The organism is Streptomyces sp. CBMA156, from assembly GCF_014596515.1.
GTDB lineage: Bacteria > Actinomycetota > Actinomycetes > Streptomycetales > Streptomycetaceae > Kitasatospora.
The window spans coordinates 1-16,222 of the sequence record NZ_MSJQ01000177.1 but is presented as its reverse complement, the minus strand read 5'-3'; the positions used below and the strand labels follow the sequence as shown (position 1 = coordinate 16,222).

Sequence of the window (16,222 nt, the reverse complement as noted above, 5' to 3'; positions counted from 1 at the left end):
CGCCCGCCCCGCCCCGCCCCCCGTCGCCGTCCCGGTCAGCACCCGGCCACCTGCTCGCCCGCGGAGAGGGCCGGCGGGGCCGGCACGCCGAGGAGTTCGGCCGCCCGGTCCACCGAGGTGCCCGACGCGGTCAGCGCCGCCCAGTTCGCCCCGATCGCCGGCGTCCTGTTCCCGGCCGGCCGGTCGATCAGGGTGAAGGCCAGCTTCGCGGCCCGGGGTTCGAAGGACAGCCCGGCCGAGGAGCCCAACAGCGGCATGCTGATCCCACCGCCGAACGTCCGGTCGCGGACCGACAGCAGGGCCTCCCTCGTCCCCGGGGTGGCCCGGCCCGCCAGGGCCAGCACCAGCACCGCCCGGGAGCCGCACACCATCGACAGCTTCGGCTGGTCGGGCACACCGCCGGTCACCACCCGGTAGGCGAAGCCGGTCGCGAACTCGGCGACCGCGTCGCTCCGCCGGTCGCCCGCCGCCGCTCCGTCGCTCCAGTCGGTCCCCACGGTCACGGCGGCCGCCAGGCCCGCCGCCGCGTCGTCCCGGCTCCAGTCCTCCAGCGGGGCCGCGACCCCGCTGCTCCCGCCGCCCTGGGGGAAGATCCGCTGGCGCACCGCGTACGGCGCACCGGCCACGCCGGCGGGGGTCTCGCGCAGGACGCCCTCGCCCACCGCCCGCCACTGCGGCCGCCACGCCTCGAAGCCCGGGAACGCGCAGAGGGTGAGGTTGCCGTCCACCACACAGCTCTGGTGCGCCGCCGGGTGCGCGGTGAACTCCGCCCGCCGGTCGGCCACTTCGACGGAGACGCCGCCGGTCTGCGGCACACCGGCGGCCAGCGCGCCCGCCAGGGCCGTCACCGCCGCCGCCTTCACCCCGGGGCCCCGGCCACCGGTCCGCAGCACCGCCGCCGCCGACAGCAGCACCGCCAGCGCCACCAGCCACAGCACGTGCCAGGCCGCCGGACGGCCCGTCAGCACCGGTGGCAGGGGAGCCGCGTTCTCGTTCTCGAACGCCAGCAGGCCCAGCCAGCGCCACCCGGAGCCGGTGTTCAGCGCCCCCGCGAAGGTCAGCACGCCCAGGCCCACCACGGCCATCGGCGCCACGGCCGCCGACGTGGCCAGCACCGACAGCAGCACGCCGATGACGCCCGCCAGCAGGACGCACAGCGGACCGGCCGCCAGCTCCCACGGGCGGACCTCGCCCACCGCGCCCGGCCGACCCGCCAGGTACCCGATCCGGGCCGCCGTCAGCAGCAGGGCGAGCAGCGCCGCAGGCACCACCGCCAGCAGGTGTGCGCACGTCCGCCGGGCGCGGCCGACGATCAGCACCTCGTACATCGCCTCGGTCGCGTTGCGGTGCGAGCGCAGCGCCCCCTGGTTGGCCGCCAGCAGGACACCGGCCGCGACCAGCAGCATCGGGAGGTGGATGAACCAGGACTCGTCCTGCAGCACAGGGAAGCGGTGCGCGGCGTCGCCCGTCGCCAGGTCGTAGACCCAGAACGCCGCGTACAGGGCGGCGGCGGCCGGCACCGCCGGGTGGAGCAGCAGCCGCCGGGCCTCGGCCCGGGCCAGGGCGAACACCGCGGTCCGGCCGGCCCCCGGACGGACCGCGGCGGCGCCCGGTCGCACCGGCGCCCCGGGCGTGGCAGTGGTCGACCGCGTCATCGCACGGCCCCCTCGGTGGAAAGCGCACCGTCGAGCAGCAGCAGGTAGCCGTCCTCCAGGGAGGGTGCGACCAGCTCGGCGTCCGGCGGCGGGCTGCCGATGTTGCGGAAGGTCCCCTCGCCGGTCCGCCAGCCGGCCAGCGCCGTACCGTCGCGCTCGCCGCTCGACCAGACCCGGCCCGAGGCCAGCGCCACCAGCTCGGAGGGCAGACCCTGGAACTTGACCACGCCCCGGTCGAGCACCACCACCCGCCGGCACAGCGCGGCCACGTCCTCGGTCTGATGGGTCGACAGCAGCACGGTGCGGTTCTCCCCGAGGTCCGCGACGAGCTCGCGGAAGCGGAGCCGCTGCTCCGGGTCCAGCCCCACCGTCGGCTCGTCCAGGACGAGCAGTTCGGGGTCGCCGATGATCGCCGCCGCCAGCGCGACGCGTTGGCGCATCCCGCCCGAGAGCGCCTTGATCCGCTTGCTCCGCTGGTCGGCGAGCCCCACCGCCTCCAGGACCCTGAGCGCCTCCTCGCGGCGCGCCCTGCGGTCCGTCATCTCCTTGAGGATCGCGACGTAGTCGACGAAATCCAGGGCGGTGAAGTGCGGGTGGAATCCGGGGTTCTGCGGCAGGTAGCCCAGTTTGCGCCGGACGGCCAGCTTTCCCGGGCCGGTCGCCGGGTCGTGTCCCAGGACGGTCACCTCGCCCCCGTCGGCGGGGGCGGCCGTGGCCAGCACCCGCAGCAGCGTCGTCTTGCCGGCGCCGTTCGGCCCCAGCAGCCCCGTCACGCCCGGCCGCAGCCGGAACGTCACCCGGTCCAGCGCCGGGCGGCCTCGGTAGCTCACCGAGAGCGAGCGGACGTCCACCGGACTGTCGTGGTCGGACATCGGTCTCCTGATTCGGGTAGTGGTCGGAATCCTCGGCACCGGACGGCGCGCGGTCGGCCCACGGGCGGCGGCGTACGGTCGCGGGGCAGGCCGGTCTGATGAGTAGTCAGACGGTCAGACGGCGGGCCGGCCGGCGCGGCTCCTGGGAGAAGCGGCGCCGGTTCAGGACGATGAACCCCGCGGCGGCCAGGGCGAGGAACACCACCGTGCCCTGGCCCGGGCCGGTGAGGAGGAACGAGGACGTCGTCCCGCCCCGGCCGGCGATCGCCGCCGCCGCGATCCAGCCCGCGCCGGTCGTACGGGCCGCCACGGTCGGGTCGACGTAGGCGGACAGCGCCAGGGTCAGCGAGGTCACCGCGACCGAGGGTGCCAGCCAACCGAACACCGCCAGGCCCTGGGTCGGCAGGACGAGGGTCACCAGGGCGCTGAGTATGGTGCCGGCGGCCAGCACCACGGCGCTGCGGAGCAGGACCAGCCGCAGGCTGTTCAGCGGCATCACCAGCCCGAACTCGTACATCGGGTCGAAGGCCGGCCCGTACGACATCGCGACGCCCGCCACCGGGATCAGCGGCGCCACCACCAGCAGGGCCGTCGCCGAGACTCCCGGGGACAACCGGGCCGCCACCGCCGCGAACAGCAGGGTGACCACGGAGGCAATCAGCCAGGACCGCCGGAGCACGGGGGTCGCCAGGGCGAGCCGGGCCAGGTGCTCGGGCACGCCGATCCGCAGCAGCAGCCGCTCGGCCGGGCTGCGGGCCGGCTCGTCGAGCACCTCGGAAAGCAACTGCCAGCGCGCCTCGGTGTGTGCCTGAGGCACCTCGGAGGCGAGCCCGGCCCGGCAGGGCGCGCACCCGTCCAGGTGGTGCTCGACCTCCGGGAGCCGCTCGACGGGCAGCGCGCCCCGGGCGTAGGCGGCGAGCAGGGGGCCTGCCACGTGGGGCCCCACCGGCCGCTCGGCGTACCGTTCCGCTGTCACGCCAGTTCCTCCCGAAGTCGTCTGCGCGCCCTGCTGGCACGGGACTTGACCGTCCCTTCGGGGATGCTCAGCGCCACCGACGCCTCCTTCGAAGTCATCCCGTCGAGCACGGTGGCGGCGAGCACCGCCCGCAGGTCGGTGGGCAGCCGCTCGATCGCCGCGCCCAGGTCCCCGTGCGCGAGGCCGCCGAGTACCGAGTCCTCCGCGGACGGTGACCCGTCGTCATGTCCCCGGAAGCGCACCAGGAGCGCCTGGAGCCGCTGCCGCGAGCTGTGGCGTCGCGTCGCGTCGGCCAGCCGGCGGGCGCAGATACGCCACAGCCAGCCCGCCACGTCCGCGCCGTCCTGCTGCCGGTACCGGGAGGCACCGCGCCACACGCTCACGAAGACCTCTTGGACGATGTCGTCCACCAGCGCCGCGTCCGCGCAGCGGTAGCGCAGCCTGGCCGTCAGCCACGGCGCGTAGTGGCGGTAGAGCAGCTCGAACGCGACTCGGTCGCCGTCCGCCACCGCGTACAGCAGCGCGGCGTGCTCTTCGGACTGTCCCATCTCTCCTGCCACACCCCACTGATCGCCGCCCGCCCCCCGAACGGTTCTCTTCCGCCCGAACCGGCCCGGATCCTGGCGACCGGCAAAGGCGGCGTGTGGCGAGGGGCCCGGACCATCAGGTGCTGCCGTCCTCGGCGGTGACGCAGGACCCGAAACGCCCGCGATGCCGACGGCGGCCGGGAGGCCGGTCGGCATGGACGGCAAGGCGCGGCCGCCGGGCCGGGTCCGCGGGGCCGACCTCGGAGACCGTCAGGGCCGGACCATGCTCGGGGTCGCGTTCCCCAGGAGGCTCAGCGCTCGCATGGCCTCGCGCTCCACACGTGAGAGATCGCCGAGGACCGAGCCCGCCTGGACGAGGCACCGTGCATCGCCCGATTCGCCCGCCTTCGTGATCAGCGCTGCCACCTCCGTCCACAGGGTGGCCGCCTCGGCGTACAGCGTGTGGCCGGTGCGCAGGTGGCCGCTGTCGAGCAGGTCGGTGCATTCGGCGAGGAAGTCGCGGTAGAGGTTGCGGAACAGGGCGCCGCCGGTGCCGGCCTTCTCCATCAACAGGGCTGCCTGCGGCAGGTCCCGCTGCGGGTCGTCGGTGCGCTGGAGCCATGTGCGGACCAGCTTGCCGGCCTTCTCGATGCCGCGGTGGCCGAGGTTGGCGATGGGCGGGTCGAGGAAGGCGTCCGCGCAGGCGGTGATGGCGGGGACGATGCGTCCGTGCGGGGCGGGCAGGTCTTCCGGTGCGGTGAGGGTGAAGGACCGGTGCCGGGCGGTCATCGGGCCTCGCGCGGCCCTGGCCCGGGCGAGGCCGGCCAGGCTGGTGGAGACCGCTCCGCCCTGCCGGTCGGTGTCCACCAGGTAGGCCGTGCGGTCGTCGTAGCCGTACATGGCGACGACATGGCCCCCGAAGTGGATCTTCGAGCCGAAGTAGTCCAGGTGGTAGCTGTCGAGTTGGAGCCCGACGGGGTGGCCGGCGGCGATGGGGGCCGCCACGTCGTCCCATGCCCTGCGCGGGGAGGCGGTCTCCTGGACCAGGAGTTCCAGCCCGAGCCCGGTGGCCAGGTGGACGGTCAGGTCGAAGGGCTTGACCCGTCCCCCGAGGAAGGGGAAGCCCATGTTCCTGCCGTCCCAGTAGATGAAGGACAGGCCGGAGCCGAGGCTGAACAGCATGGGCTCGGACAGGTCGATTCCTTGGTGCCGCAGCAGCACCCCAGGGCCGACGTCTCGCAGTGCTGCGTGCCGCGGGCGTCGATGTCCGTCACCGTGGCGTCTGTCACCGTGGCCATGCCGGGTTCTCCTGGACGGGGATGATCAGTCGGGTCATCAGTTCTTCCTGCGGTGCTTCCGCCGGTCCGACGAGGTACGCCTCGCGTACGGGGGCTCGTGGGCGCAGTCCGTGCTCGTGGACGGCGGCGAAGAGCGCGTTGTAGGCCAGGGGAAGTTGCGCATAGGGCCCGGTGTGCACGGTCTCGGCGACGGGCCCGCCGGGCAGCACCTCGAACTCCAGGCCGGGCAGGCCTTCCCCCTGCGCCGTCCGCGCTCCGACGGCGATCTCCATCCGCTCTGCCAGGTCCAGCGGGTACAGCCCCCACAGCGGCGGCTCCCAGGCGATGCCCGCCCCGCCGAGCACGGACAGCAGCCGACCCGCGCATTCCCCGACCCCGGTACCGATCTCCGCGGGGGCGCAGACCGCTCGCACCACCGCCAGCCGTCGCTCCGGCTCCCTGCCCAGCCTCACCTCGTAGCCGGGCAGGCCGCCCTCCGCCAGCCGCTCCAGGATCTCCAGCCGGGCCTGGTCCCTGCCGATCCGTTCGGCCAGCCGGTCCCGCTCGGCGCGCAGGATCCCCGCCCTGCGCTCAGGCCCGGCAGCCAGTGCCCGGGCGATCACGGCCAGGGGGAGGTCCATCTCGCGCAGCAGGGCAATGGTCAGGGCATCACGCGCCTGGCCGGGTGCGTAGTAGCGGTAGCCGGAGCGCGCGTCCACGCGGATGGGAGCCAGCAGCCCCGTGTCGTCGTAGTGCCGTAGCTGCTTCACGCTGAGGCGGCACAGGCGAGCGAAGCGCCCGATGGTGAGAAGTCCGTCTTGCACGCCACCATGGTGGACTCTCCCACCGTGGGAGAGTCCAGTGCCGAACCGGCGGCGTCGGGGCCCGTGCCGGCCGGCGGGGGAGCGTCTTCCGTCCGGGCCGCCGACCCCACTAGCCTGCCTGTCATGCACGCGTTCGAATCATGCGTCCGGCCTGTGGCTGCGCCCCGTCAGGCGGGCGCCACGGAAGTCGGGTTCGGCCGGCGGGCATCCCCGGCCGAACCCTGGCGCATGCTCCGGCGCGACTGACATCTCTACGCCAGGGGGGAAAATGAGACTCGTTCGAATGCGCCACCGGATCGGCATGCTGGCAGTCGCGGTGCTGACCGTCGCGGGGTCCGCCGTACTGGTACCGCCGGGGGAGGCGGTGGCCGCGTCCGGGCCCATCGATCACGTCGTCTTCTGGAACAAGGTCCTGCTCGACGCGTACCGGCAGACCCGCAACACCGGTCCCGGGCCGCTGGCGCACGCGGGGGCCGTGATGCACACGGCGATCTGGGACGCGGTGGACTCCGTCCTGCCCGCCGCCGACCGCCGGTTCCGTCCGTATCTGACCGTGGTGCCGGCGCCCGGTACCGCCTCGGTCGAGGCGGCGATCGACCAGGCCGCGCACGACACCCTGACCGGGCTCTTCCCCGGCTTCAACCCCGGCCACGACTTCGCCGCCGACTTCCGCCAGGCCCTCACCGCGGCACGGGCCACCATCCCGGCCTCCGTCACCGAGACGGCCCGCAACCAGGGAGCCGCCGTCGGAAGCGAGGTGGCCCGGGTCGCGGTCGAGAGCCGGCCCGGCACCACACCCGCCTGGGACCCGTCCTACACCCTGGACGACGTGCCCGGCGCCTGGCGGCCCACGGACCCGGGGCAGTCGGCCCCGACCGACCCCAACTGGGGCCGGCTCGCTCCGTTCGCCATGACCTCCGGCGCACAGTTCCGCCCCCGGACTCCCGCGCAGGCCACCTCGTACGCGGCGCTGCTGGCCGACCCCGCCTACGCCACGCAGGTCAACGAGGTGAAGTCCCTGGGCTCGGCGACTTCCACCACCCGCACCGCCGATCAGACCAAGCAGGCGTTCTTCTGGGCCAATGACGTCGACGGTACCTACAAGCCGCCCGGGCAGCTGTTCGACATCACCCGGACGGTCGCCCAGCAGAAGGGGCTGACCCAGACGGAGAACGCCAGGCTGTTCGCGCTGGTCGCGGTGGCCCTGGTCGACGCCTCGATCGTCGCCTGGGACTCCAAGTACGCGAGCAGCATCGACCTGTGGCGCCCGCAGAGCGCGATCCGGCTCGCGGACCCGGGCACCAGCCCGGCCATCACCCCGGACCCGGCCTGGCAGCCGCTGTCCGTCAACCGGGCGGGCCAGCACTTCAGCCCGCCCTTCCCCGCCTACATCTCCGGACACGCCACCTTCGCCGCGGCCTGGGCCGGGGTGATGCGCGGCCTCTTCGGCGACCAGGTCACCTTCACCGCCACCACCGACGACCCCCAAGCGGTGGGGGACACCCGCACCTTCACCACCTTCACCGCCGCGGCCCGAGAGGACGCCCTGAGCCGTCTCTACCTCGGCGTGCACTACCGCTGGGACGCCGACGCCGGAGTGACGGCAGGCAACTCCGTGGGCGCCTACGTCCGCGGCAACGTCCTCACCCCGGCACCTGCCTATGTTCCCGGCACCGGATGGACCTTCGCGGGAACCGCCGACTACGACGGCGACGGATACTCCGACACCATCGCCCGGGACGACGCGAGCGGCAGCCTCTACCTCTTCCCCGGTGCCGGAGACGGATACAGCAGCCGGGCACGCGTCGAGATCGGTATCGGCTGGCAGAACTTCACGTTCGCCGGTGTCGCGGACTACACCGGCGACGGCAAACCCGATGTCATCGCCCGCAACAACGGCAACGGCAGTCTGTACGTCTACCCCGGAACCGGCGGGACGGGCTACCTGGCCGGAGGCGTCGAGATCGGTGGCGGCTGGCAGAACTTCACGTTCGCCGGTGTCGCGGACTACACCGGCGACGGCAAACCTGATGTCGTCACTCGTAACAATGGCAACGGCAGTCTGTATGTGTATCCCGGTACTGGGGGTACCGGCCAGGTGAGCGCTGCCGCGGAGATCGGCGGTGGCTGGCAGAACTTCACGTTCGTGGGTGTCGCGGACTACACGGGTGACGGGAAGCCCGATGTCGTCACTCGTAACAATGGCAACGGCAGTCTGTATGTGTATCCCGGTACCGGGGGCACCGGCCAGGTGAGCGCTGCCGCGGAGATCGGCGGTGGCTGGCAGAACTTCACGTTCGTGGGTGTCGCGGACTACACGGGTGACGGGAAGCCCGATGTCGTCGCCCGTAACAACGGCAACGGCAACCTGTACGTCTACCCCGGAACCGGCGGCACCGGCCAGGTCAGCGCCGGCCGCGAGATAGGCAACGGCTGGTGACCCGCTGAGCCGGCCCGAGCACACGGTGCCGAGCGCAGGGTGCCGAGCGAAGAGCATCCTGCGCCCGCCGACCCGGCGAACACCGAGGGCGTTCCCGCGCCACAAGATCACCGGTCAGCAGACGACTGAACAGCGCTGACCCGCCGCCGGGAGACGGTGGGCTCGTCCAGGCCCAGGCCCGGGCCCAGGCCCAGGCGAGGACGAGGGCGAGGACGGAGTGGGACCCCGGGCACCGCCGCCCGGGGTCCCGCCCGCACTTCGCTCGACCTACCGGTTCACCGTCCGTCCGGCCGCCGCGGACTCGGTCAAGGTCAGGGGGCCGAGGATGACGTGCCGGCGGTGTGGTTCATTCGCCTGCGGTGTCCTCGGCTTCCCAGCGCAGCAGGTCGCCTGGCTGGCACTCCAGCACCTCGCAGAGCGCGGCGAGCGTCGCGAAGCGCACCGCCTTGGCACGGCCGTTCTTGAGTACCGCCAGGTTGGCGGGCGTGATCCCCACGCGGTCCGCGAGTTCGCCGACGGACATCTTCCGCCTGGCCAGCATCACGTCGATGTCGACGGCGATCGCCATCAGATCACCTCGTCCAACTCGGCCTGCATCCGGGCCGCTTCGACGTCGCGGGCGACGGCCTGGGCGAGCAGCTTGCGCAGCACGAGCACGATGAGCGCGACGCCCAGGATGGCCACGCCGATCCCGGCCATGATGCCGGTGACGCCCGGGTCGTCCCGCTGGCCGGGTGCGTTCACGGCGGTCACCGCGAACCAGGTGAGCGCGGCCGCGACGATGGCCCCGATGATGCCGTCCACGTAGCGGAAGGAGGCGTGGGAGAACACGGTTCCGTGTCGCACCATCGTCACCAGCCGCCAGACGCAGCCCATGGCGACCTGGGCCGTGCCGATGCCCAGGATCGTGATCACGCGCAGCGCGGTCAGCGGGAGCGAACCGTCCTCCTGGTCCTTCCCGCTGACCAGCGCCCACACCATCAAGACCTGTACGAGCACACTGCCGGTGAGCACCACCACGAGCACGGCGCGCAGCGCACGCACTGTCAGCTTTCCCAAAACCCATCCTCCCATCGAGTTGCGATGGGAATCTATCGAAAATCGATAGATAGAGCAAAGAGTCATCAGAGGACCGGAGGCGGCTTCGCACCCGGGCGGCACGTACGCCTCGACGGGCACTGCCGCCGCGCCGGAGGAGCCGTCGGCCCACCGCATCGGCCACCACCCGGCCGCGACCCGCGTGCAGGCCGGCGGACCGGGTGCGCGGGACGAACGGGCTGCCCTCCCCTCTGCCCTCTCGGCCCTACCGTCCGGCCGGGCGGCGCGCTAGAAGTGGGTCGCCCACACGCGTTCGGATGAAGGAGTCCGTCATGCGAGCACACGACCCCGACCACCAGGACGCGCGCACCCCCGCACCACCGGTCGGCCGCAGGACCGACAACGCCCCCCGCGAACAGGCCCCCGCGTCGCTCCCCAGCGGGCTGCTCGCCCTGCAGCGCAGTGCCGGCAACGCCGCGGTCGTGCGGATGCTCCGCCGCACCGGGCACGTCCCGCCGGCCGTGCAACGCCACGAACACGACGCCGGCTGCGGCCACCCCACCCACCAGCGGACCGGCGCCGGCCCCGGGGCCGCGGTGCAGCGTTCGGCCGTGGCGGACGTCCTGCGCTCCGCGGGCCGCCCCCTCGACGACACCACCCGCACCGACATGGAGAACCGCTTCGGCGCCGACTTCACCGACGTCCGCATCCACGACGGCCCCGTCGCCCGGCGCTCCGCCACCGAAGTCGGCGCCCGCGCCTACACCTCCGGCAGCCATGTGGTGATCGGCGAGGGCGGAGGCGACACGCACACCCTGGCCCACGAACTCACCCACGTCATCCAGCAGCGCCGGGGCCCGGTCGCCGGCACCGACAACGGTTCCGGTCTGAGGGTGTCCGACCCCTCCGACCGCTTCGAACGCGAAGCCGAGGCGAACGCGCGCCGGGTCATGGCCGGGCCCTCCCTCGCCCCCGAGGTCGCGGGAACGTCCTACCGAGCCTCGCCCTCCCCGGCCGGGGCCGGGACGACGGCCGTGCAGCGCTATGCGACCGTGGACGCGGAGATCGGTGACTTCTCGAAAGCCCGCATATCCGAAAGCGGAAAATACGTCCTGCTCGGCATGGAAGGGGACAACTGGTCCAATGTGATATGGGTCAGGGAGGATGCCACGGAAATCCCGAAAGGCTGCCGTCGTAGCAACGCCCCGTCCCTAAGTTACGACGGAAGCCAGTACCTTGAATACGTGCCGGACGGGCTCTTCCTGGCGGACTGCGCCCACACCGCCGAAGAGGTCATGCACGGGAGGTCCCTGAAGTATTCGGAAACCGAACAGGAGGCGGCCGAGGCGCCGGTCGTCAGCAAGTTCCGCGGCATCACCGGCGACTCCGGCGAGGACCTGCTGTTCGGCGAGGGGAACGAGGAGAACATCGGCGCGGCGAAGAAGTACGCCGGCCGGCGAGAAGGGACGGGGCAGGGCCCGAACCACCAGGAGAGCCCGGAAGTCGGCCAGGCGTTCGTCACCGTGGAGACTTCACTGGACGAGGAGGGGAATCCGGGCAACGCCTCCGGATGGCCGTTCCACGTGGCGGCGGTGGTGGCCGTGGACGGCGGTGACCGCATCACCCTCGAACAGACCGCCAGTGAACGCGACGCGAAACCCGGCGACGGCCGCCAGGGAATATTCGACATGTACGGCGTCGGCAACAAGACGACCAGTTTCCATGCCCGCGGCAGAAAGGGCAACAACTTCTCGAACAAGGCGATCACCGCCGTCATCGCCGGACGCGAGGGGATCGATCTTCATCTTGACGAAAGAATCCGCACGCTCGAGGCGGCCGCGAGGACCGACCACGGCGTGGCGGACGAGCTGATCAAGGAAGCCGAGGAAGAGAAATCCCCGGAGGGCCTGGAGGGCGCCTGGGGAGCCAAGAGGGACGCATGGGAGTCCACGGAGAGGGTCTGGCAGGAAAGGGCCAAGAACTGGCGGATCCTCGGTACGAACCTGACGGGCGACCAGAAGAAGGAGGCCGAACAGGAGGCTTCCCGGTGCAAGGACAAAGCCGTGGTGGCCCAGGAGATGGGCGAGCTCATCGGCGCCGCACTCGAAAGGATCGAGAGCGGTGAGAAATATTCGACATGCATCAAGGGAGTGAAATCCAAGGACCGCGGCAAGAAGGCCCGGGAGGCCATGGAGGAATCCCTTGTGCCGCAGTCCCGCCATGACGGGCCGTCCGACATGGAGATCGACCCGTGAGGGTGGGCGGGATGCGGCTGTTCGGCATCACCGAGAAGACCGCCGCGCGCCACGCCGGCGCCGCCCACCCGGAGCACACCGCGAAGCTGCCCGACGGGGTCCGACCGGGAAAACCGCGGACCGAACCGCCTACCGGGTGGCCCAGATCGCCGCGGCTCCGAAGACGGCAAGGGACACGAAGACCTGCGCCGTCATGGCGGGAGGCCAGGTGTTCTCCTCCGACTCGCCCCTGCGCTGCGCCTCCGTCAGGCGCTGCGCGAACTTCCTGCGGTGGCCGATCATTCCCACCGGGAAGGACACCACCGCGAACGAGTACATGGCGAGCACCGCGGCCGTGTCCATGTGCTTCGCGTAGTGGCTGCCGACGGCGAAGACCGCCATCGCGGCCGGCGCCAGCGCCATGCTGATCCGGTGCGTGGGGGTGGGCATTCCCGGCACCAGGACCGCCCAGAACACCGCCGTCGCCAGGATCGCGAGCCACCACCACGACACCACACCGAGCCCCAACGGATACACCGCGCACCCCCTCGCCCAGGCCGTGGGGCCCGCGTCGGACGCGGGCTCCACGGCATTGTTCCGTCACGGCCATTCGAACACGGCCGATCACGCACAGCCTAGCGATGACCTGGTCGAGCTTCCGGGCCTCCGTCACGGCTGCGGGCCGTGGACCGCCGTGTTCGAGCGGTCGGCCCGCAGGGCGTCCCGCTGGTCCTGCGAAGCCCGCTCCGGTTTCGCCGGACGACTGAACTCGCCCGGGCGCCCCGGCCGTAGAGCCGGATGGCGTGGGCGGCGCTACCTCGCCGACCACACCTCAGACACGACCGAGTCCTCGAAAAACGACCGACTTGACCACCGGTCGGACCCCGACGCCCGTCAGGACGCCCTCACCGCGCTCTCCGGGCCGTCCGAGACGGTGAATCGGCATCCGAACAATCGGTTCCATTCCGTAGGAGTAAAAAACTTTGTCCTCTCGTCGCATCCATTCATCGCGGCATGGCAGACCACGGCTCTTCCTGGCCTGTGTCGCCCTCGTCACGTCCATGCTCGGGGTCGCAGCCGCACCAGGTGTCGAACCGGTGACGAACTCACTCGGCAGCCCCGTTCCGTTCATGTCCTGGGATCAGGTACTGAACCTCCAGGACCGGATGAACGAGACCGCCTACGCGTTGCAGAAGTCACCGGGCCAGAGTGCCGATCAGGGCGTCGGAGGGGTCGACGCCTCGCCGGACAAGCGGCACTTGACCGTCTACTGGCGCGGCCCCGTGACCCCTCAGGCCAGAGCGATCATCGCCACCGGGCGGGTCGCGGTCGAGGTCAAGCCGGCCGCCCACACCGAGGGCCAGCTGGCGGATGCCGCCGCGCGGGTGAGGGACCTGGCCCAGCAGGCGGGGATCGGGCTCGAGCACGTCAAGCGTGAGACGGACGCCAGTGCGCTGTCCGTGCCGGTGATCGGTACTGATGCGGACGCCCGGCGACTGCGCGAAGCCGTCGCCGACCTGGGTGTGGCGGTGCACGTGACATCCGACGGGCAGTCCTCGATCGCGCTCGCCGACCCCGGGGCCTATCCCGATCGTGAGAACGACCCGAGTGCCGCCGGTGCGCAGATGATCCGTCCGGTCTGCAGCACCGGATTCACCGGAAAGATCAACGCGTCGCCGGTCATGTTCACCGCCGACCACTGCTTCGTCCCCGGCGGGAAGCAGGACCGCCGGCCCAGCAGCGATCCCTACGGGCCCGCGTTCGGCGAGCGCGTGACCCCCCGTTACACGGACCCCTACGGTGTGCCCTACGACATCGCGGCAGTGAGGCCGTTCCCCGGGACTGTGTTCGAGCCGAAGATGTGGACCGGCCCGGGGCTCAAGGGAGAGCCGGGAACCACTCAGAAGACCTGGGTCAGCAGTGCGAAACTGCCGCAGAGCGGCAACTACGTCTGCAACGGCGGATCCCGCTCCGGTACGACCTGCAACATCCGTGTCACCGGCTACCTCGACAGCTACTCCGCGACCGTGCCGGCCTCGGAGACCAGCGACGGGGTCATCACCTACAAGAGCGGGACGTACAGCAGCGGTTGGCAGAGCAAGAAGGTTCCGACCCTTCTGGACCGGGATCCGTGGGCGGGCATCACGGGTGACAGCGGCGGGCCGGTCGTACTCGCCGACCCCAACGACAACGGGTCACCCGGACAGTACGTGACGGCCGTGGGAATCGTCTCCTCGGGAGGAAGCCGCGGTTCCCAGCTCTGCACGACGAGCCTGACGGCCCAGTGCACCACCTCGATGACCTTCGTCCGCATGGACACGGTACTGAGGACCCTGGGCGCCACCATCACGGTCGGCACGCCCTGGGGCACCCGCGACATCGGCCCCGGCGACATGGACCTGCTGCCCGCCACCAAGGTGCCCCAGGAGCTCTACGACAGGGTGACCGTCAGGGCTGAGAACGGCGCCGTCCTGGGCTCCGTCCCGCAAGGGCGGGCCATAGGCACCGATCCAGGCCGGCCGGGCACGGTGTGGAACCTCCAACTGGCCCTGGACACTTCGGGAACCACACACTCCCTGATCGACGAGACGTACCACCGAAGGCTCAAGTTCAGCAACGGGGATCACAGCTTCAACTTCGTGCACATCCCCAGCGCCGACCCCAACAAGTCCCCGGTGATCATCAGGAACGGGCCTTTGAACGCCTGCCTCAAGGTCTCGGAAGGCTTCCGCTGGTTCGGCTCCGGCCAGATGCTGGTGAGCGGTGTGGCCACCCAGGAACCGTGCAACCAGGACGATCCCGGCCAGCGGTTCACCCTGATACCGCAGGGAACGGGGCTGTCGGACGAATACGTCGAGGCCACCGGGGACATCTCCCTGCCCGAGGACGTGCCGGGTGCCCCCGACGCGTCGCTGGGCGCGGCGGCGTCGTTCCTGGCCAAGACCCACGACCGGTACGCGGCCTCGGGGCTGGGCGTGCCGCAGAGCTACACCGGCGGGCACTTCGCCCCCGGCGCGGAGTTCGGGCCGGACGGCTACCAGTCGTCCTTCACCTACGACAACTCCGTCATGATCGCCGCACTGCTCCAGCGCAAGAACCGCGACGTCGCCAGGGCGACCCGGCTGGGCGACAGCCTGCTCTACGCCCAGGCGCACGACAAGGTGCCCGACGGCCGCATCCGCGCCTCCTACCTCCCCAACCCCTTCGTCACCGCCGACGGCACCCCTTACGTGGGCGGGTTCTCCGTCTACACCGGCAACATGGCCTGGGCCGGCATGGCGTTCTCCCGCCTGTACAAGGAGACCGGCGAACAGCGCTTCCGCGAGGGCGCGTTGAAGGCCGCGGAGTGGATCCAGACCAACGCCGCCGACAGCCGGGGCCTGGGCGGGTACACCGGGGGCTGGGTGGACACCGGCGGCACGGGGGACGCGATGGTGCGCCGGGAGTGGAAGGCGACCGAACACAACATCGACGTCGGCGCGTTCTTCGCCATGCTCGCGCAGGTCACCGGTGACCAGACCTGGAAGTCCCGCTCGGACAACGCGTTCGCGTTCGTGCGCGGCATGCAGGCCGACGACGGCCGGCTGTGGACCGGCACCGGGACCGACGGCGTCACCCAGAACCGGGACAGTGTCCCCGAGGACGTCCAGACCTGGAGCTACCTCGCCACCCTGGACCCGTCCTTCTCCCGCTCGGTGGACTGGGCAGCCGAGCACCTCGCCGCCACCGACGGGCCCTACCGTGGGGTGAGCTTCGCCAAGGCCGACACCGGCAAGGTCTGGCTGGAGGGCACCGCCCACCTGCTCGCCGCCTACCACGCCCGCGGCGCGGCCGGCGACCGGGACAAGGCCGCCGTCCTCCAGGACACCCTGGCCAGGATCCAGGCCGAGGCACCCAACGGCGACGGGCAGGGCATCGTGGCAGCCTCCAGCGACGGACTCGCCACCGGAGAAGGCGACATCTACTACGCCTCCCTCCACACCGGCGCCACCGCCTGGTACCTGCTGGCCGGCCAGGGCGGGAACCCGTTCCGCCTCTAGCACCTCGCGCAGCCCGTACACGACCGGCGGCCCGCCCCCTCGGCGGTCGGCTGGGGGGAGGAGCCAACCGCCGGGCGGGACCCGGGTCAATGCCCCGGACACCGCCCTGATGAGATCCCGCCAAACCGCCGCCCCCGGTACGAACGGTTCCGCCCGGCGGACCCGGAACGGCCGTTTCCGGCCACGGCGCGGACGGGACGTGAGGGTGCCGTGGGGCCGGCGGTGCCGGTGCGGCGGCGGGCGGGACGGCCGGGGCGCGACGCGTCCGGAGGGGCGTCCTCCGGACGCCCGGGGAAGGGCCGGCAACGGCCCGGCCCGCGCCCGCCGCAGGCCTGTGCG

At 71.9% G+C, this 16,222-nt stretch carries 11 protein-coding genes and 1 pseudogene; 3 read left to right on the top strand and 9 right to left on the bottom strand.

Annotated features, from left to right (window positions below):
- Positions 1–35 precede the first annotated feature (35 nt).
- The 6 genes and pseudogenes from BU198_RS14855 to BU198_RS14830 all read right to left on the bottom strand — a co-directional run bounded on the left by BU198_RS14855 (position 36) and on the right by BU198_RS14830 (position 6,131).
- The gene (locus tag BU198_RS14855) at positions 36–1,655 is read right to left on the bottom strand and encodes a hypothetical protein (RefSeq protein WP_188297321.1); all 1,620 of its coding nucleotides are present in this window, start codon (positions 1,653–1,655) and stop codon (positions 36–38) included.
- A complete protein-coding gene (locus BU198_RS14850) occupies positions 1,652–2,527 on the bottom strand; it encodes an ATP-binding cassette domain-containing protein (RefSeq protein ID WP_188297320.1) in 876 nt (291 codons plus the stop codon). Before BU198_RS14850 ends, BU198_RS14855 begins: the two co-directional genes overlap by 4 nt.
- A 106-nt stretch (positions 2,528–2,633) precedes the next feature.
- Positions 2,634–3,503: a zf-HC2 domain-containing protein gene (locus BU198_RS14845; RefSeq protein ID WP_188297319.1), complete on the bottom strand. Its 870-nt coding sequence runs from the start codon at positions 3,501–3,503 to the stop codon at positions 2,634–2,636.
- Positions 3,500–4,051, bottom strand: a complete 552-nt coding sequence (locus BU198_RS14840) for an RNA polymerase sigma factor (RefSeq protein ID WP_188297318.1) — start codon at positions 4,049–4,051, stop codon at positions 3,500–3,502. Before BU198_RS14840 ends, BU198_RS14845 begins: the two co-directional genes overlap by 4 nt.
- Before the next feature lie 249 nt (positions 4,052–4,300).
- A pseudogene (locus BU198_RS14835) lies at positions 4,301–5,328 on the bottom strand (BtrH N-terminal domain-containing protein).
- Positions 5,316–6,131, bottom strand: a complete 816-nt coding sequence (locus BU198_RS14830) for a MerR family transcriptional regulator (protein ID WP_188297317.1) — start codon at positions 6,129–6,131, stop codon at positions 5,316–5,318. Before BU198_RS14830 ends, BU198_RS14835 begins: the two are co-directional and overlap by 13 nt.
- 268 nt (positions 6,132–6,399) lie before the next feature.
- On the opposite strand from BU198_RS14830, the gene BU198_RS14825 reads away from it, so the two are divergent.
- The gene (locus BU198_RS14825) at positions 6,400–8,571 is read left to right on the top strand and encodes an FG-GAP-like repeat-containing protein (RefSeq protein ID WP_188297316.1); all 2,172 of its coding nucleotides are present in this window, start codon (positions 6,400–6,402) and stop codon (positions 8,569–8,571) included.
- 346 nt (positions 8,572–8,917) lie between these two features.
- Here the strand turns inward: BU198_RS14825 and BU198_RS14820 are convergent, their stop codons facing one another.
- Positions 8,918–9,139, bottom strand: coding sequence for a helix-turn-helix domain-containing protein (locus BU198_RS14820; RefSeq protein WP_188297315.1), 222 nt, complete (start codon positions 9,137–9,139; stop codon positions 8,918–8,920).
- Positions 9,139–9,630, bottom strand: a complete 492-nt coding sequence (locus BU198_RS14815) for a DUF2975 domain-containing protein (RefSeq protein WP_188297314.1) — start codon at positions 9,628–9,630, stop codon at positions 9,139–9,141. Before BU198_RS14815 ends, BU198_RS14820 begins: the two co-directional genes overlap by 1 nt.
- Positions 9,631–9,941: 311 nt before the next feature.
- Here BU198_RS14815 and BU198_RS42160 point away from each other — a divergent pair, with 311 nt between their 5' ends.
- Entirely contained in the window at positions 9,942–11,864 is a 1,923-nt protein-coding gene (locus BU198_RS42160; protein WP_223244396.1) for a DUF4157 domain-containing protein, read from the top strand.
- A gap of 129 nt (positions 11,865–11,993) precedes the next feature.
- On the opposite strand, the gene BU198_RS14805 is transcribed toward BU198_RS42160, so the two are convergent.
- Positions 11,994–12,380, bottom strand: a complete 387-nt coding sequence (locus BU198_RS14805; RefSeq protein WP_188297313.1) for a hypothetical protein — start codon at positions 12,378–12,380, stop codon at positions 11,994–11,996.
- A 560-nt stretch (positions 12,381–12,940) separates the two neighbouring features.
- Here BU198_RS14805 and BU198_RS14800 point away from each other — a divergent pair.
- Positions 12,941–15,883: a hypothetical protein gene (locus tag BU198_RS14800; RefSeq protein ID WP_188297312.1), complete on the top strand. Its 2,943-nt coding sequence runs from the start codon at positions 12,941–12,943 to the stop codon at positions 15,881–15,883.
- Positions 15,884–16,222 lie beyond the last annotated feature (339 nt).

What these genes read in the sequence shown, in the direction of transcription:
- BU198_RS14855 (WP_188297321.1), bottom strand. Translation starts at nt 1,655, where the DNA reads ATGACGCGGTCGACCACTGCCACGCCCGGGGCGCCGGTGCGACCGGGC.
- BU198_RS14850 (WP_188297320.1), bottom strand. Translation starts at nt 2,527, where the DNA reads ATGTCCGACCACGACAGTCCGGTGGACGTCCGCTCGCTCTCGGTGAGC.
- BU198_RS14840 (WP_188297318.1), bottom strand. Translation starts at nt 4,051, where the DNA reads ATGGGACAGTCCGAAGAGCACGCCGCGCTGCTGTACGCGGTGGCGGAC.
- BU198_RS14825 (WP_188297316.1), top strand. Translation starts at nt 6,400, where the DNA reads ATGAGACTCGTTCGAATGCGCCACCGGATCGGCATGCTGGCAGTCGCG.
- BU198_RS14820 (WP_188297315.1), bottom strand. Translation starts at nt 9,139, where the DNA reads ATGGCGATCGCCGTCGACATCGACGTGATGCTGGCCAGGCGGAAGATG.
- BU198_RS42160 (WP_223244396.1), top strand. Translation starts at nt 9,942, where the DNA reads ATGCGAGCACACGACCCCGACCACCAGGACGCGCGCACCCCCGCACCA.